Raw genomic sequence first — 22049 nt, 5'->3', positions numbered from 1 at the left:
GAGAAAATGGCTGTTTATAAATCTGTACATGATCTCATTGGAAACACACCAGTTGTGCAAATTACGAACTTCTCTCTGCCTGAGGGAGTGCGTTTATTTGCGAAGCTGGAGTTTTATAACCCCGGTGGAAGTGTGAAGGATCGGCTTGGTGTTCATTTGATAAATGAGGCCGTCCGCACAGGCAAGCTGAAGGAAAACGGCACAATTATTGAGCCGACTGCAGGTAATACTGGTATCGGTCTTGCGCTAGCTGCACAGCAGCGCAATATATCCGTTGTTTTCTGTGTGCCAGAGAAATTCAGTCAGGAGAAGCAGGAGCTAATGCGAGCGCTCGGAGCAAAGGTGGTTCATACCCCAACATCGGAAGGGATGACGGGTGCTATTAAGAAAGCGAAAGCGCTGCTGGATGAGATTCCTGACAGCTATTGCCCGCAGCAGTTCGCAAATCCTTCTAATCCAGAAACATATTATAAGACGCTTGGTCCGGAGCTATGGCGTGACCTCAAAGGCGATATCGATATTTTTGTCGCAGGGGGCGGTACGGGCGGCACCTTTATGGGAACAGCGCGTTACCTGAAGCATCAGAATCCGGAGGTAAAGACCGTTATCGTAGAACCAGAAGGCTCTATCCTAAACGGCGGGGCTCCTGGCTCGCACCGGACAGAGGGGATTGGTATGGAATTCTTGCCAAGTTATATGGATACCGCTTATTTTGACACCATTCATACCATTACAGATGATGATGCATTTTATTACGTGAAAGAGCTGGCGGCGAAAGAAGGTTTACTTGTCGGGAGTTCATCGGGGTCTGCTTTCTGTGCGGCTTTGAAAGAAGCGGCAGACGCAAAGCCAGGAACGACAATTGTAACGATTTTTCCGGATAGCAGTGAACGTTACCTAAGCCAGCAGATCTATCAAGGAGGGTTAAAATGAGACGGAAAACAAAAATGATTCATGGCGGAATTACAACAGATGAAAAAACGGGAGCCGTAAGTGTTCCAATCTATCAGGTGAGTACGTATAAGCAGCCAGGACCAGGTGAACATACAGGATACGAATATTCCCGGACAGGCAACCCAACGCGACATGCGCTGGAAGAAACAATTGCAGCGTTGGAGAATGGAAAAGCGGGATTTGCCTTCAGTTCTGGTATGGCAGCCATCACTTCTATTATGATGATGTTTAAATCTGGTGATCACGTAGTAATGACGGATGATGTATACGGCGGCAGCTACCGTCTTATCACAAAAGTGCTGACACGTTATCAGCTAGGCCACACGTTTGCTGATACAAGTTCACCGGAAGCGGTGGAACAAGCAATCAAGCCGGAAACCAAAGCAATATATGTGGAGACACCAACGAATCCATTATTGAAAATTACAGACATAAAGAAAATGGCGGAAATCGCAAAGAAACATAACTTGCTGTTAATTGTTGATAACACATTTGCAACACCTTACTGGCAAAATCCAATTGATTTAGGAGCCGATATTGTGCTTCACAGTGCTACGAAATATATTGGCGGCCATAGTGATGTAGTGTCTGGTCTAGTTGTCGTAAACAGTGACAAACTGGCAGAAGAACTTCACTTTATCCAGAATTCAGCTGGTGCTGTACTTGGACCGCAAGACAGCTGGCTGCTTCTGCGCGGCATCAAGACGCTCGGTATTCGGATGGAAGCGATTGAAAAGAACAGTGCGAAACTGGTAGAGTTCCTTAAAGGTCATCCTGGTGTGAGCACAATTTATTATCCGGGATTAGCTGAGCATCAAGGGCATGATATCGCTGCAAAACAGACAGAAGGATTTGGCGGTATGATTTCCTTTGATGTCGGCAGCGGAGAAAAAGCAGACCAAGTATTGCGTAAAACGAAGTACTTTGTATTGGCGGAAAGTTTGGGAGCGGTAGAAAGTCTCATTTCGCTACCTGCTAAAATGACACATGCATCCATTCCGAAAGATCGCCGTGAAGAATTAGGCATCACAGAAGGACTGATCCGAATTAGTGTTGGTATTGAAGACAGTGAGGATCTTATTGACGATTTAAAACAAGCGATGACGACAGAATAAGCAAAGCCAGTCCCATTCAAGGGGCTGGCTTTCTTCTTAATATTTGATCCTCTTCTGAAATGCGCAAAACAGCGCGGAAAGAATCTGGATGCTCAGCGAATGCTTTCTGTTCTAATCGGTTAATAACGGCTTTCGCTACACCTTTAACGCTGGCTGGATTCTGACCAGTAATCACTCTGTCGTCTGCTTCTACATGTCCTTTGAATGGCATCTTGGCTTTACGGTAAGTGAGCGCACGATTTTTCAGCTGTTCTTCTAACGAATAAGGAATTTCGTGCTTGTTCAGGCTGGCTGTTTCTTCGCGATCCGAATAACCTGTGACCGTTTTATTTTGGATTAAGTATGATCCGTCTGACAATTTGACGTTAAGTAATGCTGCCGGACCATGGCAGACCGCAGCTACAACGCCGCCATTTTCATAAATCTCTCTTGTAAGCTGCTGCAGCTCTATGCTTTCTGGGTAATCCCACATAGTGCCGTGACCTCCAGTGAAGTAAATGGCATCATAATCAGCAGCTCTTACATCTTTAGGCGATAAACTTTCGCGTAATAATCTCCGAAAACCAGGTGCTCGATAATATTTGCGCAGTTTGTGACTCTTGAACAAGCCTGTCAGACTGCGATGATCAATCGGTATATTGCCTCCTCTGGGACTGATAACGGTCATATAATGGCGATTTTTCAGCTTGTCATAAAAGTTCGTCATCTCGCTGAACCAGAGACCTGTCGTTTTAGGTGTCTGCTTCAAGCTGTCATGATTGGTTGCAACAATTAATACCTTACCCATTTGGTAGCCTCCTGCAAATGTCATATTTCTTTTACGATTCCACTAGCAGGTGCAAGCTAAACAAGAAGCGCAAGAATTATGCTAAACTAGAAAGAAAAGAAAGGGTGGCATACATGACCAATCAAGTAGTCGCTTATTTGCAGGAAAATCGGGAGAGGCTGCTGGAAAAGCTTTATAGCTATCTGCGTATCCCAAGTATCAGCACAGACAGTACATACAAAGAAGATGTTGCAAAGGCAGCAGCCTTTACAGCTGATTATTTAAAAGACATCGGTTTTGATAGAGTGACCGTTCAACAGACAGAAAAACACCCTATCGTAACAGGAGAATGGCTTGGTGCAGGTTCTGATAAACCGACGGCGCTTTTTTATGGACATTATGATGTCCAGCCAGCTGACCCGCTCCCGCTTTGGGACAGTGAGCCATTTGAGCCGACAGAACGCAATGGACGCATTTACGCTCGCGGTGTGAGTGACGATAAAGGACAAGTATTCATGCATCTAGCTGTGTTCGAAGCCTTCATGAAAACAGGAGGAGCTCTCCCGATTAATATGAAAGTATGTATTGAAGGGGAAGAAGAAATCGGCAGCACGAATTTGCATGCTGTTCTGCATGAACAAACAGAGCAGTTCCAAGCTGATTTCGCGATTATCAGCGATTCTGGTATGGTGGAATCAGGACAGCCAACCATGCTGTATGGTTTAAAAGGAGCAGCCGCACTCGAGTTCTCGGTGTACGGACCAGACCGCGATTTGCATTCCGGCTTATATGGCGGAGCCGTCCGCAATCCGCTGCAAGCGATGACGCATATTTTAAGTTCTCTAAAAGATACAGAAGAAGTAATTCAAGTGGAAGGTTTCTATGACGGCATAGAGGAATTGCCGGAAGAAGAGCGCAAGTTAATGGCACAAGCGCCTGGAGAAAACTTTACAAAAACAGTGGGCGTCCCGGAAGCAGTTTCAGAAAAAGGCTACACAGCGAAAGAACATACAATGGCCCGGCCAACATTAGAAGTTAACGGCATGTATGGCGGTTATCAAGGAGAAGGCACGAAAACGATTATCCCATCTGAAGCAACTGCAAAAATAACGAGCCGCCTTGTGCCAGGACAGGATCCAGCGGACATTGTGGAAAAAATCATGGCGCATATTAAGAAGCATACGCCAGCTGGGGTGCGTGTCGAGGTAAGACCCGAACCTTTCAAAGCAAAAGCTTATAAAGTAGATCCAAATCATCCGCTGATACAAAAAGCAGCGGAAAGTTTAACTCAAGCCTTTGGCAAAGAAACAGTCTTTGTACGAATGGGCGGATCTATTCCAGTTGTGGAGTGGATTGATACAGTCTACCAAATGCCAGTCATCCTGCTTGGATTTGGCACACCAGAAGACAGACTTCACTCCCCAAATGAAAGCTTCCCGCTGGAAAGCTTTGATAAAGGGATGGAGACATTGGTTTATTTTTATGAAAAAGTTAGTGAATGAGTAAGGGGAGACGTCCATATGGGCGTCTTTTTTTTGCCTTCCCTGCATAAGTATAAATACTATTACGTACAAAGGGGAGAGAGCCCGTGCAGCTATCCGACACACAGGCATTGGAAAGGGCTATTGGAGAAATTACCGAAATTGCCAAAGGATTTGGACTTGATTTTTATCCTATGCGCTATGAAATTTGTCCAGCTGATATTATTTATACATTCGGTGCTTACGGTATGCCGACGCGGTTTACACACTGGAGTTTCGGCAAGCAATTCCATAAAATGAAGCTGCAATATGATCTGGGGCTAAGTAAGATTTACGAGCTTGTTATTAACTCAAATCCTTGTTATGCTTTTCTGCTTAACTCAAATAGTTTAATTCAAAATAAGCTGATTGTTGCACACGTGTTGGCGCATTGTGATTTCTTCAAAAATAATGTCCGCTTTCAAAATACGAATCGAAATATGGTAGACAGCATGGCGGCAACAGCAGAGCGGGTAGCAGCATATGAGAAGGAACATGGGAAGAAGGAAGTAGAAGATTTCCTTGATGCAGTGCTGGCAATCCAAGAGCATATTGATCCGTCTCTATTGCGGCCTAAGCTAGGGTGGGACGCTGAAGACACAGGAGAAGAGGAGTTTCCTGAAAGGGCAACAGAATATGATGATATCTGGTTTGTTAATCAGAAAAAAACGAACGAGAAAAAAGACAAGAAGAAAAAGGTCTTTCCTCCTCGTCCGGAAAAAGATATCCTGCTGTTTATTGAGGAGTACAGCCGTATTTTGGAGGATTGGCAGCGCGATATCCTTACGATGATGCGGGAGGAAATGCTGTATTTCTGGCCGCAGCTGGAAACAAAGATCATGAACGAAGGATGGGCGTCCTACTGGCATGCACGTATTTTGAGAGAGATGAATCTGACAAGTGATGAAGCGATTGAATATGCAAAACTAAATGCAGGTGTCGTACAGCCTTCACCGACGCAGATTAACCCCTATTATTTAGGCATTAAGATTTTTGAGGATATTGAAGAACGTTTTGACAACCCAACGGAAGAAATGCTCCGGTTTGGAGTTAAGCCGGGTTCTGGCAGAGAGAAGATGTTTGAAGTCCGAGAGATTGAATCTGATATTTCCTTCCTGCGCAATTATTTAACCAAAGAGTTAGTTCACCGTGAAGATATGTATCTTTTCCAAAAACAGGGAAACGAGTATAAAGTGACGGATAAAGAGTGGGAAACGGTACGAGATCAGTTAATTACGATGCGTGTGAATGGCGGGTTTCCGTTTCTGACAGTGACAGATGGTGATTATATGTCAAACGGAGAGCTGTATCTGAAGCATGAATATGAGGGCGTCGAATTAGATTTGACGTATTTGGAACGGACATTGCCGTATATCTACCAGTTATGGGGCAGGTTTGTTCACATGGAGACGGTTGTGGAAGGGAAAAACGTACTGTTTAGTTATGAAGGGCAGCGCGTTTTGAAGAAGTATTTATAAAGAAAAACGGGCAGCGCTGCCCGTTTTTTTTATATGGCTTTCAATTGTTTTGTACCAAACCAGTCATGGCGGTTGTCTGATATCCATTTATATAAGGATTCCAAATAGGGATCTAAAAATGGCAAATACAACAGCCAACCTAATACTACGGTAGCAGGCAGCAGTGTTAATATTTTTTTAACAGTTTCATGTCCTCTGTAAATGTCTCCTTTGAAGGACATCATATGGATGCGGTCATACACATCTCCTTTGGCGAGAAAACGGAAACGCTCATAATTCTCGATATTCTGTACCGGAATCCATTTCACATTATCCAGCCAATCCAGTTTTTGGATTATTTGCTTTGCAGTGGAACAAAGGGGGCAGCTTGCATCAAAAAACACGATATGTTTCATTACACATTCTCCTCTCGTTTACTACATAGCCCGTCTGGCAAGATGTTAAACAGGTGATGATCTTTTAGACTATTTAAGTAGAGTCTATCATATTCTAAATGGCTTATCATAGCGACAAGATGTTCTGCTATACTAATTGACAGATAGTTCTAAAAAAAGGGGGGATACGATGGATTCATTTACGGTAGAGGTAATCCGTGTTATACGGTCCATACCTAAAGGCAAAGTAATGACATACGGTCAAATCAGTGCAGCAGCTGGACGAGCACGCGGAGCAAGACAAGTATCTAGGATTTTACATAGCATGAGCCAAAAATACGAACTGCCGTGGCACCGTGTGCTAAGCGCGGATGGCAAATTAAAAATACGAGATGAAGAAACACGAAATGAACAAATGGAACGATTGTACGAGGAAGGGTTGGAAGTACAAAACGGGCGTGTGAATTTGGAGGAGTATCGCTATGAGCCTAGGTAACCCACGCGCATGTCCGCTGCAGACAGAAGCTGACTTGCTAGAAGCAATCAAACAAGATAAATGGATGATAACAATATTGGACACAGCTGCCAAGTTAGAACTTCCAGATTGCTGCATAAGTGCAGGATTTGTCAGGGCAAAAGCATGGGATATGCAGCATGGCTACATAGAAAGAACGCCGCTTATGGATGTGGATGTGGTTTATTTTGATGCGCACGACATAGACAAAGCAACGGAGAAAGAACTTGAAAACATGCTTGCAAAAATGATGCCTGATGTACCTTGGTCAGTGAAAAACCAAGCGAGAATGCATCATGTCAATCAGATGCCTTCGTTTCGTGATACAGCGCATGCGATTGCTTGCTACCCGCAAACAGCCACGAGTATTGGGGACAAGCTAAAGGAAGGTAAACTGCAATTGATCGCACCGTATGGAGTAGATGATCTGCTCGCTTGCCGTATTGCTCCGACACCTCTTTATGTGAGTCGTACACCATATCATTACATCTATCTTGACAGGGTGAACAAAAAGAATTGGCAGCGGCTGTGGCCGCGTGTCCGAATGGAGGAAAGTATATAAATGACTGCTGTAACAATTAGACCGCCAAGAGAGTCAGAAGGAGCCCTTATATGGGAGCTGAAATATGGAGAACAGGAACCAGAATGGAAAAAGTGGGATGCTCCCTATTTTCCTTTGATGCACAAAACAAAAGAGGAGTTCTTAGCTAGTTACCAATTTGGAGTGAACTCACCAGATCAATGGGTAATAGAAGCTAAAGAAGCGGTCATTGGAACTGTCAGCTATTATTGGGAACACAAACCGTCCAGATGGCTGGAGATGGGTATAACAATATTTGATCCAACATACTGGAATGGCGGCTATGGAACAGCAGCGTTGGAACAGTGGATCACGCATTTATTCGACACCATGCCAATTGTGCGAGTAGGGTACACTACATGGTCCGGGAATAAACGGATGATGCGGCTGGGAGAAAAACTTAACATGACATTGGAAGCTCGGATGCGGAAATGCCGTTATTATAACGGTGAATATTATGATTCTATCCGTATGGGGCTGCTTCGAGAAGAATGGATTAAGTGAAGAATTGCACAAATTGTAGTGATTATTTCTTTACATTTTTTTTCAGAAAATAACCTTTCAACATTGTCTAAACATGTTACACTATGTCTAGTAAATTCTTTGTAAAGTAATTTACTAAAACAATGTATAACACTCTATGCTGGGGGAAATGGCACTGTGAGTATAACGTTACAAACCTATTGGAATAATCGTTTTGAAGCAGGGGACATTTGGGGAACGGAAGCAACACCATCAGCAGTGATGGCATATCCATACTTTGCAGCAGATCAGGCAAAGCGGCTATTCGTACCAGGCTGTGGGTATGGAAGAAACAGTAATTTCTTTGGAGAATACGCTTTTCATGTAACAGCTTGTGATATTTCAGAAGTGGCAATAGAACGTGCCAGTAATTATGCAAAGGCAGTTGGTTTGTCCAATGTAAAACATTTTGTCGGAGATTACTTGAATTTGCCTTTTCCTTCGACAGAAAGATTCGATGGCATTTATTTATCAAACATACTTCATATGTATACAGGGGAAGAAAGAGAGAAACTATTTCACCATTTCACTTCTCATTTGCGTAAAAATGGTCTTTTGATTTTCTCCTGTTTGTCAGCGAGAGATGAAAAGTACTACGGTGCAGGTGTGGAATTGGAGAAAGATACCTTCCTAGTGGAGAATCGAATCATGCATTTCTTCCACGAAAACGAATTGCAAGAGATGCTTCAAGATACTTACCAGATTGTCGAAATGACCCTTCATAATCAACGGATTGATTTTGAAGCGGGTGCAGAGAAAGATGTGCAGTCTTGGTTTGTCGTCGCAAGGAAAAAATAATGTACACAGCCTCAATAGGAGGCTGTGTTTTTTTATATTTTTGTATTTTTTTTCTTGGCACGCTGCTCCAGCTGACTTTTCGGTTCTTGATTAGCTGTGTCTTCTGTAAGACCCTGCTTATTCACGCTTGTAGCCGCATTCTTATTTCGACTGTTGTTTTTCGGCATCTTTATCACCTCAAGCATTAGTATGTCGTGCATCTTAATTTTTTATTAAATAGATGAATGTATATTGTTCCGCAGGTCTTGGATAATTTATAATGGAAAGTAAACCTGCTGATCCTTTTGTACAGGAGAGAATATATGAATAATAAATACGTAATAATGCTAGGTACACTGGCAGTCATAGCAATTGTTCTAGCAGTGCTGACATATCAAAACAGATCAGATGAACTGCGGGCAGAAGCATCAAATATCTCTGCTAGAACATATAAGGCTTCTAACAAAGAGGAAGTGCCAGAACTTTCCGCCGTTAAAGACAGTCCTTTAGATGTGCCGCTTTTAAACCAAATGGATGCACCGCGTTTATATAATGGGTGTGAAGTGACGAGTTTAGCAATGATTCTCTTATACGCTGGTTTTGATGTGACTAAGAATGAATTGGCTGAACAAATCCCGTATGTGCCGCTGCAATATGGTAATGGGCTTCGAGGAGATCCGAACGAAGGATTTGTCGGTGATATGCAGAGTGGACCAGGACTTGGTGTTTATCACGGACCTATCATGAATCTTGCTAAGAAAATAGCCGGTGACAAAGCAGTTGATAAAACGGGCTCATCAGTTGAAGAAGCGATTTACGAACCGCTTGATCAAGGTAATCCGGTATGGATTGTTACCACTTCAAGTTTTACACAGACTGACGATATGGAGTCTTGGGAAACGCCGAATGGGAAAGCAGATGTCACATACAGTGTTCATAGTGTGGCAGTAACAGGCTACACGGAGGATAGGGTATTTCTTAATAATCCATACGGACAGAAAAACCAGGAAGTAGACAGGGAGAATTTTGAGAAGGCTTGGAAACAGCTAGGCAGTCAAGCTATATATATTGAGAAGTAAGGAAGAAGCACAGCCGCGAGCTGTGCTTCTTTTTGCGTCTGCAAGTAGTCCGGGCTACAATGTAGAAAGACGGAGGTGCTATAGATGGAGCTTGAACCAATACCGGATCATTTAGAGAAGGGGCTGCGGCTCTTGTTTATTGGATTTAATCCGAGCGTACGTTCTGCTGAAACCGGTCATCATTACGCAAATCGAAATAACCGCTTTTGGAATATCCTCTATCAAGCGGGTATTACGGATCGCAAATATGAGCCTTACGAAGATCGGGATTTGCTTAAAGAAGGAATAGGATTCACAAATATCGTGGCCAGGCCGACGAAAGCAGCCGCTGATATTACGAAGGAAGAATACATAGAAGGGGCGGATTTGCTTCAAGAGAAATTAGCTTACTACCAGCCGAAGATTGCATGCTTTGTCGGAAAAGGTGTGTATCAGCAGTATGGTAAAGTGAAACAAACGAATTGGGGCTTGCAAAAGTCTCCGGTTACATCTGATGTACTCGAATTTGTTGCCCCGTCGTCCAGCGGACTTGTACGAATGCCGATGGCTGATATTGTGCACATTTATGCGGAATTACCAGCTATTTTAAAAGATACAGAGGAGGAGATTAAATGAAAACAGCAGTAGTAACAGGAACTTCCCGCGGGTTGGGAGAAGCAATTGCGAAGCATTTAATGGATAAGGAATTCAAAGTGATTGGCGTTGCCAGAAAAGATAGTAATGCACTTCCTTCCTATAAAGGGAAGGGAACTGCAAGTTACTCTTATCGTTATGGTGACTTACAGGATACAGCAGCGTGTGCGCAGATTTTTGAGGAGTTAGCCGCAGATATATTTTCTAACGCGAAAGATTCCGTGTACTTGATTAATAATGCGGGGGTAGTCGGTCCCATTGCGACAGCGGATGCTTATAGTCTTCAGGAACTGGAAGCACATCTGGCAATTAATCTGACGGCACCGATGCTAGCTTGCTCCATATTCTTAAAGTATGCGAAAACACATAACGTACCGCTTGTAATCGTAAACGTTACTTCAGGTGCAGCAGAACGTTCTGTGCATGGCTGGAGCGCATACAGTACATCGAAGGCTGGATTGAACCGTTATACGGAAACAGTTGCCTTGGAAGAAAGTGAGGCAGGATCCGGTAATATCGCCATTGCTTATAATCCGGGTATCATGGACACAGATATGCAGGCAGACATACGGTCCAGTGAACCGGAACAATTCCAGGATGTACAAAAATTCAAAGACTATGTCACGAACAAGTCATTGCGCGACCCAATGTTTGTAGGTGGTGTTCTTGTCGATATTCTCACAAGTGAAAGTATAGAAAATGGCAAACGATATGCTGTAAAGGATTATGTTTAAATAGAAATGGGTATCTGCCCTTTCCTTTTCTAGGTGGTGTACATACGATACATTATCCTGTAGGAAAAGGGGGAAGTACAGATGTCAAAAGAAAATGGAAACGAAGGTTTCGGTTTTGCATTTCTCGTGGTATTGTTTATTCTTTTAATTATCGTGGGTTCTTGCTACGTAGGTGGCAGCAATTACGATTATGGATATGGCAGTGGCTATTGCTATTAATAGATGAACACGAAGAAGCTTTGCACGCGATGGTGCAAAGCTTCTTACTTTGTCAGTGTTGTGCGATCAGCAGACCGCAGCAGCCGCCTGACAGAATACAATAATGCAGCAACAAGGACACAAATGTATAAAACAGTGAAAAGCAGCGAAACAAGCATCTGCATATTCAGTAAAAGCAACAAGGCAATCAACATACCTAGGGAGCCAACAGAAACAACAATGGCGATGAGGCTGGCAAGTCTGTTTTGGAACAGTTCCGATTCCTCTGTCCAGCCGAGCTTAGGATAATACAGGTCACTGAGCATCCCGATGATTGTCACAGCTGCATTCACTAACAAAGCAAGGAACAGCCAAAGTACTGCCTGCCAAATAGTCAGCTGCAAAACAAAAACGGCAGCGATGAACATGACGGTGATTGGCAGAAGGTTGATGAGAAAAGCAGCTTGCAGCTTGGCAAAAACAATTTGCCGCATCTTCAACGGCAGGAAAAGATGGGCTTCCCAGCTGTGACCATCTTTTGAAAAGCTTACAATACTTACCGGATTAAGTCCTATAGTGAGAACGTTTGCTGCTAGTATGGCAACGTAAAGGCCGCTGCCGTCCAAGCTTTTTGCCAAGGAAGCTGCAGAAGTAAAATCACCCATGAGAATAATGACGACGAGTAAAACCGGCATAATGAGTGTGCCAGCTACACATTGCAGAAAGAATGTTGGCGTCCGGAATATCGTCTGTATTTCCTTTCTGCGGTAAGCATACACAACGGATTTTTCTTTGCGGTACAGTCCCTTGCCGTTAAATTGCTTACCGGATCCCGTATTCAGTCCTAATGCACCTTTCAAATATAGCTTTTGTGATGCCGCATAGAAAAGCCAAAAGGCAGCTGAGGCAATCACTAGAACAATAATCAGGTACAACAGACTTATCCAGAAGCTGTCTGCTGTCAAGAGGTTTGTCATGAGCCATGCAGGAGGATAATACATGGTTGCCATATGCAGCAACCCGCCTCCTTCAGCACTGGTGGCAATGGTGTCGGCAATCTTTTCTGGATCATGCTGTAACCGAAGTACGACATTTAACAAAATCAGCAAGATAAAGCCGATGATCCCGCCGATTACTTTGCTTCTATCTTTATTCTTGCCTTTGTTAACAAACAGCATCACAAACATGACAGTTACGGATGCCAGCGAATAAGGAATAACTGGTATAACGAAAAATAGAAGCAAAGCGAAAACATAATACATCGCGGCTGCATCAGACAGAGCCCCATAGTACATGCTGACTGGAAAGTAGGTTCCCGCCGTAACTAAATAAACATAAACAAGCGGATTCACTGATTTCGCAATCAGCAGCTGATAGGAATATACTGGAAAGTGCAGGAAAGAGCTGATATCTTCGGTGAAGTAAAAAGCATTCATAACTAAAGTTAAGGACAAAAGAAGCAAAACAATGAAATTCATGAGAAAGAGCGCGCCTAAAATAATATTTGAGTTTCCTGACGGTTCGAGCATGGTGTAGATTAGATCAATTACTTGCAGGACAAATCCGCCAAACATCAGCCCTATAAAAAGCAAACCTAATAACCCGAGAACCAAGCCAAGGAAGACGCTTGGTTTCTTAAAAACATTACTGTACTGCATCTTTAACTGAATACGAATGAGAGCACGAATTGGCTTATGCATCTTGTGTCAGCTCCAGGAAAATATGCTCCAAGCTTTCATCAGAATGGAATTTCTCTCTCATCTCCGGCAAGGTGCCATGAAACAACATTTCTCCTTTTCGAATGATAGCCACTTCATCACACAGCTGTTCAACGACTTCGAGCACGTGAGAAGAGAAAAAGACGGTGTTTCCTTTTGCTGTGTGCTGCCGCATCAACTCTTTCAGCTGATAAGACGATTTCGGGTCCAGGCCAGTCATTGGTTCATCGAGAATCCACACAGACGGCTGCTGCACGAGCAAACCAGTAATAAATAATTTCTGCCGCATGCCGTGTGAATATGTTTTAATTTGATCGCTAAGCGCTTCATAAATGCTGAACAGCTTGGCATACTCCTCAATTCGTGCAGTTCGATCGTCTGCTGAGATTCCGTAAATATCCCCGATGAAATGCAGGTAGTCAATCCCATTCAGACGCAAAAATAAATCAGGACTATCCGGCACATAACCAAATTCATGCTTGGCTGCTATCGTATCGGTTGATATGTCTTTGCCGTTTATAGTGATAGAGCCAGAATCAATCGGCAGGATGCCTGTTACCATCTTAATGGTAGTGGATTTACCAGCGCCATTTGGTCCGAGAAAACCGAAGATCTTTCCGCTCGGAACGGTCAAATGAATGTCGTTGACAGCTATCCTGCCGCCGTATTGTTTATGTACATGATCAAGTTGTATCAATGCTTTACCTCCTGTCTGTTACTTCCATTCTGTCTGTTATCTTCCAATTGTTCAAGCGTATTCTCTATAAAAAAAGCTTATATGTCCTCGCATATTCTATCGTGTTTTTCATATATTTTTAAGACGAGCTTAGGGGGGATAGGGATGCGGGAGTTACAAAAGAAAACAGCATTAATTGCTGTTTTACTACAGACAGTACTTAATATCACGTTAACCATCCTTGCGATGATTCTGGTTGTCTTTCTATTAAAAAAGACAGTATTTATTTTTGATGTGCTGCTAATTCGTAACGAAGAAGTTACGTATTTTTACCTGGCAGAAGGAATTTTAGTTTATTTCCTTTATTTTGAGTTTATCAGTTTGATTATTAAATACTTCACCCATGACTATCATTTTCCGCTGCGTTACTTCATTTACATCGGTATTACAGCTATCATCCGGTTGATTATTATTGATCATGAAAACCCGCTGACAATTTTGTTATATGCGATGGCTATCGTACTTCTTGTATGTGCGCTGCTCATTGCTAATCATTCTAATATAAGAGGAAGTGAAGAGCTGGATTGACTAAAATAAGCTGCGTTACAATTTAACCGTGCTGGCATAATATGATACACTCTATTATGGATTAAGAAGCTTTGTCGTCAGAAAGGAAGAGAAACGAATGATCAATCGTAAAAGTACGCGTGAAATAGAAATGATGCGAGCAGCGGGTAAGCTGCTTGCTGCTATTCATAAAGAAATCCGCAAAATGATTAAACCCGGTATTACAACGATGGAAATTGACCAATTTGTAGAAAGGTATTTGGAAAAGCATGGTGCAACTGCTGAGCAGAAAGGCTACAATGGCTATGCTTATGCTACATGTGCTTCTATTAACGACGAAATCTGCCACGGATTTCCGAGAAAAGAGCCTTTGAAAAATGGAGATATTGTAACCATTGATATGGTTGTCAACTTGAATGGCGGTTTAGCTGATTCTGCTTGGACTTATGCGGTGGGAGAAGTAAGTGAAGCAGCTGAGCGTTTGCTTGAAGTTACGAAGAATTCCTTATACAAAGGAATTGAGAAGGCACTTCCTGGTTCTCGCATTGGTGATATTGGTCATGCAATCCAGCAATATGCGGAAGCAGAAGGTTATTCTGTCGTACGTGACTTCACTGGTCATGGTATTGGACCGACTATCCACGAAGATCCGCATATCCCGCATTTCGGCTTGCCGAATAAAGGTCCGCGCTTGAAGGAAGGCATGGTCATTACAATCGAACCGATGATTAATATCGGGGAATGGGGCAGTCAAATGGATGATAACAACTGGACAGCACGTACGGTTGATGGGTCACTGTCTGCTCAGTACGAGCATACGATTGTTATTACGAAAGATGGTCCTGTTATTCTGACAGATCAAGATGAGGAATAAGATGATGGAAGCCTATACCGGCAAACGGTATAGGCTTTTTTCTACGGTTCGATATGAATTAATGTATGGAATATATCATGCTTCTTAGCGAGCAACGTTTCCAGCCTTTCGGTGATGGCATGTCCCTGGGCAACATTGAGGGAGGCATCTACTCGGATAATCACATCAACAAGCGATTGATTTCCATGCAATCTCGCCTTAATTTCTACTACCTCCAGCACATCCTCATCCTGTACAATTGTATGACGTATTTTTAATAACCTGTCCACATCATAACCGTCCGTAAGCGAATACGTAGCATCATAGAAAATATCCCACGCTGTTTTACAAATTAAGACCCCAACGATGAATCCTGCCAGCGGATCTAGCCAATAATAACCGAACTGGGCTCCAAAAATGCCGATAAATGCGCCAATACTAACCATTCCATCTGAACGGTTATCTTGCGCTGCGGCCATCAGAGCTGGACTTTGGATGCGTTTTGCTAATGCTAAATTGTAGCGATATACCGCCCACATGACGAATGCTGATCCTAAAGCAGTCCAGCCTGTCAGCATATCCGGCTGCACATAATCGGGTCTCATGAGCCGTTCAAGTGTATCAAGCAACACGTGAAGACCGACGGAAATCATAATAAATGCAGCAACAAGCGAAGCAATTGTTTCTGCCCTGAAATGACCATATTTATGTTCCAAGTCAGGCGGTTTGCGAGAGATTCTTAATCCGGCCAGTACAGCGACAGAAGCAACAACGTCAGTTGTGTTATTCAGGCCATCTGCCAGCAGGGCATCTGAATCTCCAATGTAGGCAACGAGTAATTTAATAAATGAAAGCATTAAGTAAGCCGCGATGCTAAGCATTGCTCCTCTCTCGCCTGCTTTAAGGTTATCATACTGGCCCATATGTAAAGATTCCTCCGATCTCATTCCGGGGCAGGAAAGATTACTGCATGTCCAGAATGGGTACAAGATAATACATTATATTCTTCATTTGCATCAATATACGAAGGGGTTGGAAAAAAATGAACCAGGAAAAAGTTATTATTGAAGGCAGCTTGGAAGGGATGCGTTTTTACAAAGAACTGGATATCGTTATAGACCCCGGGGAGGTAACTCCCGAGCAAGCAATCATTCGTTTTTATGAAAGCGACGCAGAGAGTTTTGACATGCTGGCCAGAGAACAGGGATGGCGCAATTGTTATTGGACTTATTTGGATAATACTGAACTGCTGCAGGCGAATTAATCCCAGCCAATGTGCCGGGATTTTTTATTTGGATAAAAAGTACTTGCTTTGCAAACGATAGGAGTAGTGTTTGCGAAAGGCAGGAGACAAGTTCATGGCCACAACCAAAAAGACATCGAACAGCAGTTCACCAAAAAACATGCGCTGGGCAATAGTTGCGTTGGCATCCATTCCGCTGATAATGACACTCGGAAATTCCATGTTGCTCCCCGTACTTCCATTGATGGAGGAAGAATTGGGAATAAGCAAGTTACAATCAAGCTTTATCATTACATTCTATTCAATCGTAGCCATTATTTTCATCCCAGTTGCTGGTTTTTTATCCGATCGGTTTGGGCGGAAGGTAGTCATTTTGCCCTCCCTGATAATCGCTGGGGCAGGAGGGCTTATCGCTGGCATATTTTCGGTAGGCAGTGAAAGCCCGTATCTTTGGATTATGATTGGCAGAATACTGCAAGGAGTAGGCGTGGCAGGTGCAGCGCCAGTCGTACTGCCGCTTGTAGGAGACATGTTCGAAAAAGAAGAAGATGTCAGTGCAACTCTCGGTATAGTTGAAACTGCTAATACTTTGGGAAAGGTGTTGAGTCCAGTACTGGGAGCGCTGCTGGCAGGTTTTCTCTGGTATCTGCCTTTTTATGCTATTCCTGTATTCTGTGCTATCTCATTTGGCCTGGTTCTCTTTCTCATTAAAAAGCCGAAAGATGACAAGAAGGGAAACGACTTTAAAACATTCCTAAAGAGCACAAAAGCAACGTTTCATAAACATGGCGGCTGGCTGACGGCAATTTTCCTAATAGGTGCAATTCTTATGTTTATTCTTTTTGGTATTCTTTTCTATCTGAGTACAGTTTTAGAAGAAAAATATGGGATGCACGGAATCGTGAAAGGGGCGGTACTGGCAATTCCGCTTGCTGCACTGTGTCTCGCTTCCTATTTGACAGGGAAGTGGATTAAAAGCAACGGCAAACTGATGAAGTGGATTACGTTCGCTGGTATTGTTTGTGCCGGAGTTGTCACGATTGCTTTGTACTTCTCAAAAGGAGTCATCTTCATGATGGCTGTGTTCCTTATTGCCGGAATTGGAATTGGAGCAGGTCTGCCTTGTCTGGATTCTCTTATCACAAGCAATATGGAGAAAGATGTACGAGGCACAGTTACTGCCCTATTTAGTGCGATGCGCTATGTCGGCGTAGCTGCTGGTCCGCCAGTTGTTGCTCTGCTCTTAAAAACAGAGCTTATCTGGCTGATTGTCACTTTTAGCGGTACAGCTTTTCTTGCAGCATTATTAACATTGAAATTCATTAATCCCCCCGATCCAAAAGATCACAAGCACCAACCGGTTCCGCATTTACATTAATTTAACGAACAAGTCAGAAAATTGTTGCAAAATTGATGTATATCCAGCATAATGAAAAAAAGGAACCAGGGGGAATCGTTCCATGAAGAAGCATAAAGTTGTCTACCGTCTGCAAAGAACGAATCGAAAGCGTTCTTATGTAACTGCTAAACGAGAGATTGCGTTTGAAGTGAAACTTGCTGCTAAACTTATGCTGGATGAATTTCTTTTTACTTGGAACAAGAACAGACTAGAAGCCCAAATCAATGACAGTATTGATCAAAACGACCAAGAGCTGTTCAACGAATTAAGTGCCGCATACCGACCTTACACATGGGAATAATTATATAATCGAAAAGGACCCGTTTTGCAGTGGACAAGACGGGTCTTTTTGTGTGCGAAATAAATATACGGCTATGCTATAATAATTGCATAATAGAAGTAATACAGAGGAGAAATTCGAAATGAAGCGTTTGATGTTGTTTGCTGTACTAAGTGCCGTGCTCGTAGCAGCTGGCTGTCAAGACCAGCAAACAAGCCAGAAAGAAAATACGAACGAATTAACAGAAAAGAAGACAGAGTATCAACAAGCAGCGGAAGAAGAAACAGCCGTTGAGGAAGAACCAGCAGAAGTGAAGCCGGATCAGCATCAGAAGGAAGCAAACGATGTCATTGGCACAATTGAAGAACCAGTAACTGTCGATAATCCAGATAGCATAGAAGTGGTTGTTAATAAGACAAGACAGTTCCCAGATGGATGGGCGCCAAAAGATCTTGTGGAGCCGGATGTACCATTTTACTTTAACGAACATCTGGAGAAAAGAAAGATGCGCAAAGAAGCTGCCGCTGCACTGGAGGAACTATTCGCTGCCTCGCAGAAAGATGGTATGGAGCTCGTAGCAGCAAGCGGATACCGCTCAGAATCGCGGCAGAAGCAAATTTATGAAGATAATGTCTCTGCACAAGGCCAGGAAGAAACAGATAAAGTGTCAGCAAGACCAGGCCGCAGCGAGCATCAATCTGGTTTGGCGATTGATTTAACATCGGCCGAGATGGCACTAGCACTGGAAGAGACGTTCATTAATACGGATGAAGGAAAATGGCTGGCGGATCATGCCTATGCGTATGGTTTTATTGTGCGTTATCCGAAAGGGAAAACAGACATTACAGGATACAGCTATGAACCTTGGCATATCCGCTATGTCGGAAAAGATCTTGCAAAACAGATACATGAAGAGGGCGTAACATTAGAAGAACATTTTCAAATGGAATCTGACTTAAAAAGCTGAAAAAGAGCCACTGCCTTCAAGAAGGCGGTGGCTCCATATTTATGTGATGGGAGGTCACATACTAATTCAGCGGCATAAAGATGCCTAAAACTTACTTGTCCATTTGTGCTTGTAAATACTGCACCTCATTAACTAATCTGTGTACGAATTCAATTTGATTTTAACATATTGTAAGGAAGATGGGTAGTGAATTTATTAAATTTTTTCAAAAATGAAAAGATACGCAACCTTGTATCGCAGAAGCCGCAAAAATGCAGATTATTTGATACAATAGGAATGTCTGATCAAGAAGATTACAGTTTCAAAAATGAACATTTGGAGAGGGGAACGCATAATGAAATTTCGTATGGAAAAAGATACAATCGGTGAAATTCAGGTACCAGCTGATAAATTTTGGGGAGCACAAACGCAGCGAAGTAAAGAGAATTTCCCGATTGGTACAGAAACAATGCCGAAAGAAATTGTATACGCTTTCGCTTTACTTAAAAAAAGTGCTGCAAAAGCTAATTGTGCACTCGGTCTTTTAGAGCAAGATAAAAGTGATGCAATTGGCTATGCGGCTGATCAAATTATAACAGGCGATTTGGATGCTCATTTTCCGCTTGTTGTTTGGCAGACTGGCAGTGGTACGCAATCCAATATGAACGTGAATGAAGTCATTGCATTTGTCGGCAATAAGTGGCTGGAGGAACAAGGCAAGGAAACAAGGCTTCATCCAAATGATGATGTTAACAAATCACAAAGCTCCAATGATACGTATCCGACAGCATTACATATAGCTGCTGTGACGCAGTTAGAAGATACAGTCTTGCCTGCACTCAAACGGTTGAAGACGACGCTGAAAGAAAAGTCCGATGCATACCAAGATATTGTGAAGATTGGGCGTACACACTTACAAGATGCAACGCCACTTACGCTTGGGCAGGAGATTAGCGGCTGGCATCGAATGCTGGAGAAATCAGAGCAGATGATCCGGACAAGTCTTCCATACATCCAAGAACTGGCAATCGGCGGAACGGCTGTTGGTACGGGGTTAAATGCACATCCTTCGTTTTCGGAAAAGGTGTGCGAAGAATTGGTTGCTGCTACAGGTAAAGCCTTCCGTTCTGCTGAAAACAAGTTCCATGCACTAACAAGCCATGATGAAATCGTCTTTGCACATGGTGCACTAAAAGGCTTGGCTGCCGATATGATGAAGATTGCCAATGATGTCCGCTGGCTGGCAAGCGGTCCGCGCTGCGGTATCGGTGAAATTGAGATTCCGGCTAATGAGCCTGGAAGTTCGATTATGCCAGGGAAAGTGAATCCAACACAGAGTGAAGCAGTTACAATGGTAACCGTGCAAGTAATGGGGAATGATGCAGCAATTGGATTTGCGGCAAGTCAAGGGAATTTCGAATTGAATGTATTCAAACCTGTTATTGCTTATAACTTTATCCAATCGGCACAGCTTTTAGCGGATAGCATGCTTTCCTTTAATGATCGCTGTGTTGCAGGATTGGAACCAAATCGGGAAAAGATTGCGAAGAATTTGCAGGATTCCTTAATGCTCGTAACTGCTCTTAATCCGCATATTGGTTATGAAAATGCTGCGAAGATCGCTAAAAAAGCTTTCGCAGAAAATACGACATTAAAAGAAGCAGCTGTAGCAAGCGGTCTATTGACAGAGGAACAATTTGATTCCTATATCAAACCGGAAGAGATGACATACCCTAAATAATTGCCATGTTTGACCAGCAGTTCCATTATATAAGTCTGATAAAAAACACCTTCTTGTTCAAACTATAGGCATAGGAGGTGAACAAACATGGCGAACAACAACAGCTCAAACCAATTGCTAGTACCTGGCGTACAACAAGCTCTTGATCAAATGAAATTCGAAATCGCACAAGAATTTGGTGTTTCTCTAGATGGTAACGAAACATCTCGTGCAAACGGTTCTGTCGGTGGAGAAATCACAAAACGTCTTGTAGCTACTGCTCAGCAGCAGCTTAACGGCGGACAACAATTCTAATTTCATATCTGAATGGCTGAAGGGGCACCTAATAGGTGTCCCTTTTCGGTGGGTGCACCTGCACGAACGATGCGCTGGTTATAACCCGCTCGCTGAACGGCAGTGTTATCAGAGCGATTCCTATGCTGAAAACGAGAGCTTACATATTCTGAATGGCAAAGTAAAGAGCAAAGGCATCTTGAAATTTTCGGATATCCAGTCCAGTGCGTTCTGTTAGTTTTTCTAATCTGTAATGAAGGCTATTCCGGTGGATAAACAGCTTTTTAGCAGTCAGCGTCAGATTTTGGTTGCAGGAAAAATACATGTGAATAGTCCGCAGCAGTTCCTCATCTGTATCTATACCTTGCAGAATATGCTGCACGATGTAATTTCGATCTGTGTTCGGCAGCAGTGTACTTACAAGCTGCGGAATGCTGTCGTGAAAATGAAGCACATGTTTAGCAGAGTGAAGCGGCATCTGTTTATAAGCAGCATGCAGCCACGTATATTGAGCTGGTGCATCTTCCGCAGAAGCAAGCCACGGACTGACAAAGAGACGGAGAGAAACAGATAAATCATACATCACCATATCCACCACTTTCTCGTACGAAATGGGCTCTTTTTGGCGGCTTTCGATCAGTATTCCGGATTGCCGATTATACCAAACGCAGGCAAGCGGGTGATCGCTCAGGCTGTCCATCGCTTCTCTGAAAACATCAGCATCGATATAGCCGTCAATATGAAAGAAAATAAACCGGCAGCCATTTGCATACAGCGGATCTGCAATAAAGTTGTTTGTGTCCTTTATGCCGTGAAGCAGGTTGTACCAGTCGGTATCTCTGCTTGATCCTCGCGGGACAGTGATGGGGGAGCCGAGATAATGAAGTAAAGCGAGTTCACGCTCGTTCAGCTGCTCTCTTGGGAAACCAATAATATCACCATCTTCTAAGCGAAACCAATGATAATTTTCCATATCAAGCGTTTCCGTACCAGCAGCTCTTATAATGCCCGAAATCATTTTTTCCAGTTCATCCAGCATATGTACCTCTCCTATTCGTACAGACAGTTTCTTTGTATTTGGTGTTAATTGTATTATACTAAAACCGAAG

General features: G+C 43.1%; 27 protein-coding genes. 20 read left to right on the top strand and 7 right to left on the bottom strand.

Annotated features, from left to right (window positions below; all coding sequences use genetic code 11):
- The first annotated feature begins 6 nt into the window (after positions 1-6).
- Positions 7-933, top strand: a complete 927-nt coding sequence (locus CRO17_RS11685; protein WP_097042432.1) for a PLP-dependent cysteine synthase family protein — start codon at positions 7-9, stop codon at positions 931-933.
- The gene (locus CRO17_RS11680; protein ID WP_097042430.1) at positions 930-2069 is read left to right on the top strand and encodes a bifunctional cystathionine gamma-lyase/homocysteine desulfhydrase; all 1140 of its coding nucleotides are present in this window, start codon (positions 930-932) and stop codon (positions 2067-2069) included. The genes CRO17_RS11685 and CRO17_RS11680 overlap by 4 nt, the downstream gene beginning before the upstream one ends.
- Before the next feature lie 16 nt (positions 2070-2085).
- On the opposite strand, the gene CRO17_RS11675 is transcribed toward CRO17_RS11680, so the two are convergent.
- Entirely contained in the window at positions 2086-2856 is a 771-nt protein-coding gene (locus CRO17_RS11675) for a type 1 glutamine amidotransferase domain-containing protein (protein ID WP_179637006.1), read from the bottom strand.
- Between the two features lie 113 nt (positions 2857-2969).
- Between CRO17_RS11675 and CRO17_RS11670 the strand changes: the two genes are divergently transcribed.
- The gene (locus CRO17_RS11670) at positions 2970-4337 is read left to right on the top strand and encodes a dipeptidase (RefSeq protein WP_097042425.1); all 1368 of its coding nucleotides are present in this window, start codon (positions 2970-2972) and stop codon (positions 4335-4337) included.
- 86 nt (positions 4338-4423) lie between these two features.
- The gene (locus CRO17_RS11665) at positions 4424-5833 is read left to right on the top strand and encodes a SpoVR family protein (RefSeq protein WP_097042423.1); all 1410 of its coding nucleotides are present in this window, start codon (positions 4424-4426) and stop codon (positions 5831-5833) included.
- Between the two features lie 29 nt (positions 5834-5862).
- On the opposite strand, the gene CRO17_RS11660 is transcribed toward CRO17_RS11665, so the two are convergent.
- Positions 5863-6228 (bottom strand): thiol-disulfide oxidoreductase DCC family protein, encoded by a 366-nt coding sequence (locus tag CRO17_RS11660; protein WP_097042421.1) that lies wholly within the window; start codon positions 6226-6228, stop codon positions 5863-5865.
- Positions 6229-6397: 169 nt separating this feature from the next.
- Here CRO17_RS11660 and CRO17_RS11655 point away from each other — a divergent pair, with 169 nt between their 5' ends.
- The 4 genes from CRO17_RS11655 (at position 6398) to CRO17_RS11640 (ending at position 8621) form a co-directional block, all read left to right on the top strand.
- Positions 6398-6703: an MGMT family protein gene (locus tag CRO17_RS11655; protein ID WP_097042419.1), complete on the top strand. Its 306-nt coding sequence runs from the start codon at positions 6398-6400 to the stop codon at positions 6701-6703.
- Positions 6690-7283: a nucleotidyltransferase family protein gene (locus CRO17_RS11650; RefSeq protein ID WP_097042416.1), complete on the top strand. Its 594-nt coding sequence runs from the start codon at positions 6690-6692 to the stop codon at positions 7281-7283. Before CRO17_RS11655 ends, CRO17_RS11650 begins: the two co-directional genes overlap by 14 nt.
- Positions 7284-7805, top strand: coding sequence for a GNAT family N-acetyltransferase (locus tag CRO17_RS11645; RefSeq protein ID WP_097042414.1), 522 nt, complete (start codon positions 7284-7286; stop codon positions 7803-7805).
- Between the two features lie 156 nt (positions 7806-7961).
- The gene (locus CRO17_RS11640; RefSeq protein WP_179637004.1) at positions 7962-8621 is read left to right on the top strand and encodes a class I SAM-dependent methyltransferase; all 660 of its coding nucleotides are present in this window, start codon (positions 7962-7964) and stop codon (positions 8619-8621) included.
- 32 nt (positions 8622-8653) lie between these two features.
- On the opposite strand, the gene CRO17_RS17305 is transcribed toward CRO17_RS11640, so the two are convergent.
- Complete coding sequence (locus CRO17_RS17305) at positions 8654-8788, bottom strand: small, acid-soluble spore protein L (protein WP_101896434.1); 135 nt, start codon at positions 8786-8788, stop codon at positions 8654-8656.
- Positions 8789-8923: 135 nt separating this feature from the next.
- Between CRO17_RS17305 and CRO17_RS11635 the strand changes: the two genes are divergently transcribed.
- The 4 genes from CRO17_RS11635 (at position 8924) to CRO17_RS11620 (ending at position 11265) form a co-directional block, all read left to right on the top strand.
- On the top strand, positions 8924-9679 hold the full coding sequence (locus tag CRO17_RS11635) for a C39 family peptidase (RefSeq protein WP_245864779.1): 756 nt from the start codon (positions 8924-8926) through the stop codon (positions 9677-9679).
- Between the two features lie 84 nt (positions 9680-9763).
- A complete protein-coding gene (locus CRO17_RS11630) occupies positions 9764-10294 on the top strand; it encodes a mismatch-specific DNA-glycosylase (protein ID WP_097042410.1) in 531 nt (176 codons plus the stop codon).
- A complete protein-coding gene (locus CRO17_RS11625; protein WP_097042409.1) occupies positions 10291-11046 on the top strand; it encodes an SDR family NAD(P)-dependent oxidoreductase in 756 nt (251 codons plus the stop codon). Before CRO17_RS11630 ends, CRO17_RS11625 begins: the two co-directional genes overlap by 4 nt.
- Positions 11047-11127: 81 nt before the next feature.
- On the top strand, positions 11128-11265 hold the full coding sequence (locus tag CRO17_RS11620; protein WP_097042407.1) for a YjcZ family sporulation protein: 138 nt from the start codon (positions 11128-11130) through the stop codon (positions 11263-11265).
- A gap of 44 nt (positions 11266-11309) precedes the next feature.
- Here the strand turns inward: CRO17_RS11620 and CRO17_RS11615 are convergent, their stop codons facing one another.
- Positions 11310-12944, bottom strand: coding sequence for a putative ABC transporter permease subunit (locus CRO17_RS11615; protein WP_097042405.1), 1635 nt, complete (start codon positions 12942-12944; stop codon positions 11310-11312).
- Complete coding sequence (locus CRO17_RS11610) at positions 12937-13659, bottom strand: ABC transporter ATP-binding protein (RefSeq protein WP_097042404.1); 723 nt, start codon at positions 13657-13659, stop codon at positions 12937-12939. The genes CRO17_RS11615 and CRO17_RS11610 overlap by 8 nt, the downstream gene beginning before the upstream one ends.
- A 144-nt stretch (positions 13660-13803) precedes the next feature.
- On the opposite strand from CRO17_RS11610, the gene psiE reads away from it, so the two are divergent.
- Both psiE and map read left to right on the top strand, forming a co-directional pair.
- Positions 13804-14226, top strand: a complete 423-nt coding sequence (gene psiE, locus CRO17_RS11605; RefSeq protein WP_097042402.1) for a phosphate-starvation-inducible protein PsiE — start codon at positions 13804-13806, stop codon at positions 14224-14226.
- 97 nt (positions 14227-14323) lie between these two features.
- On the top strand, positions 14324-15079 hold the full coding sequence (gene map / locus CRO17_RS11600) for a type I methionyl aminopeptidase (RefSeq protein ID WP_097042400.1): 756 nt from the start codon (positions 14324-14326) through the stop codon (positions 15077-15079).
- Positions 15080-15120: 41 nt separating this feature from the next.
- On the opposite strand, the gene CRO17_RS11595 is transcribed toward map, so the two are convergent.
- On the bottom strand, positions 15121-15981 hold the full coding sequence (locus tag CRO17_RS11595; RefSeq protein ID WP_097042397.1) for a cation diffusion facilitator family transporter: 861 nt from the start codon (positions 15979-15981) through the stop codon (positions 15121-15123).
- Positions 15982-16100: 119 nt separating this feature from the next.
- Here CRO17_RS11595 and CRO17_RS11590 point away from each other — a divergent pair, with 119 nt between their 5' ends.
- The 6 genes from CRO17_RS11590 to CRO17_RS11565 all read left to right on the top strand — a co-directional run bounded on the left by CRO17_RS11590 (position 16101) and on the right by CRO17_RS11565 (position 20961).
- The gene (locus CRO17_RS11590; RefSeq protein WP_097042395.1) at positions 16101-16322 is read left to right on the top strand and encodes a hypothetical protein; all 222 of its coding nucleotides are present in this window, start codon (positions 16101-16103) and stop codon (positions 16320-16322) included.
- Positions 16323-16416: 94 nt separating this feature from the next.
- Positions 16417-17679, top strand: coding sequence for an MFS transporter (locus CRO17_RS11585; protein WP_097042393.1), 1263 nt, complete (start codon positions 16417-16419; stop codon positions 17677-17679).
- A gap of 82 nt (positions 17680-17761) precedes the next feature.
- Complete coding sequence (locus CRO17_RS11580) at positions 17762-18001, top strand: IDEAL domain-containing protein (protein ID WP_097042391.1); 240 nt, start codon at positions 17762-17764, stop codon at positions 17999-18001.
- 121 nt (positions 18002-18122) lie between these two features.
- Positions 18123-18947 carry a M15 family metallopeptidase gene (locus CRO17_RS11575; protein ID WP_097042390.1) on the top strand — a complete coding sequence of 275 codons (825 nt, stop codon included), beginning with the start codon at positions 18123-18125 and terminating at the stop codon, positions 18945-18947.
- 334 nt (positions 18948-19281) lie between these two features.
- Positions 19282-20667 carry a class II fumarate hydratase gene (fumC, locus tag CRO17_RS11570; RefSeq protein WP_097042388.1) on the top strand — a complete coding sequence of 462 codons (1386 nt, stop codon included), beginning with the start codon at positions 19282-19284 and terminating at the stop codon, positions 20665-20667.
- Positions 20668-20754: 87 nt separating this feature from the next.
- Positions 20755-20961, top strand: a complete 207-nt coding sequence (locus tag CRO17_RS11565) for an alpha/beta-type small acid-soluble spore protein (RefSeq protein WP_097042386.1) — start codon at positions 20755-20757, stop codon at positions 20959-20961.
- A 139-nt stretch (positions 20962-21100) separates the two neighbouring features.
- Here the strand turns inward: CRO17_RS11565 and CRO17_RS11560 are convergent, their stop codons facing one another.
- A complete protein-coding gene (locus CRO17_RS11560; RefSeq protein ID WP_097042384.1) occupies positions 21101-21979 on the bottom strand; it encodes a PucR family transcriptional regulator in 879 nt (292 codons plus the stop codon).
- Between the last annotated feature and the right edge of the window lie 70 nt (positions 21980-22049).

The sequence above is a fragment of the Terribacillus aidingensis genome (assembly GCF_900215625.1).
GTDB classification, from domain to species: Bacteria; Bacillota; Bacilli; order Bacillales; family Amphibacillaceae; genus Terribacillus; species Terribacillus aidingensis.
This window is presented reverse-complemented; position numbering and strand designations above follow the sequence as displayed.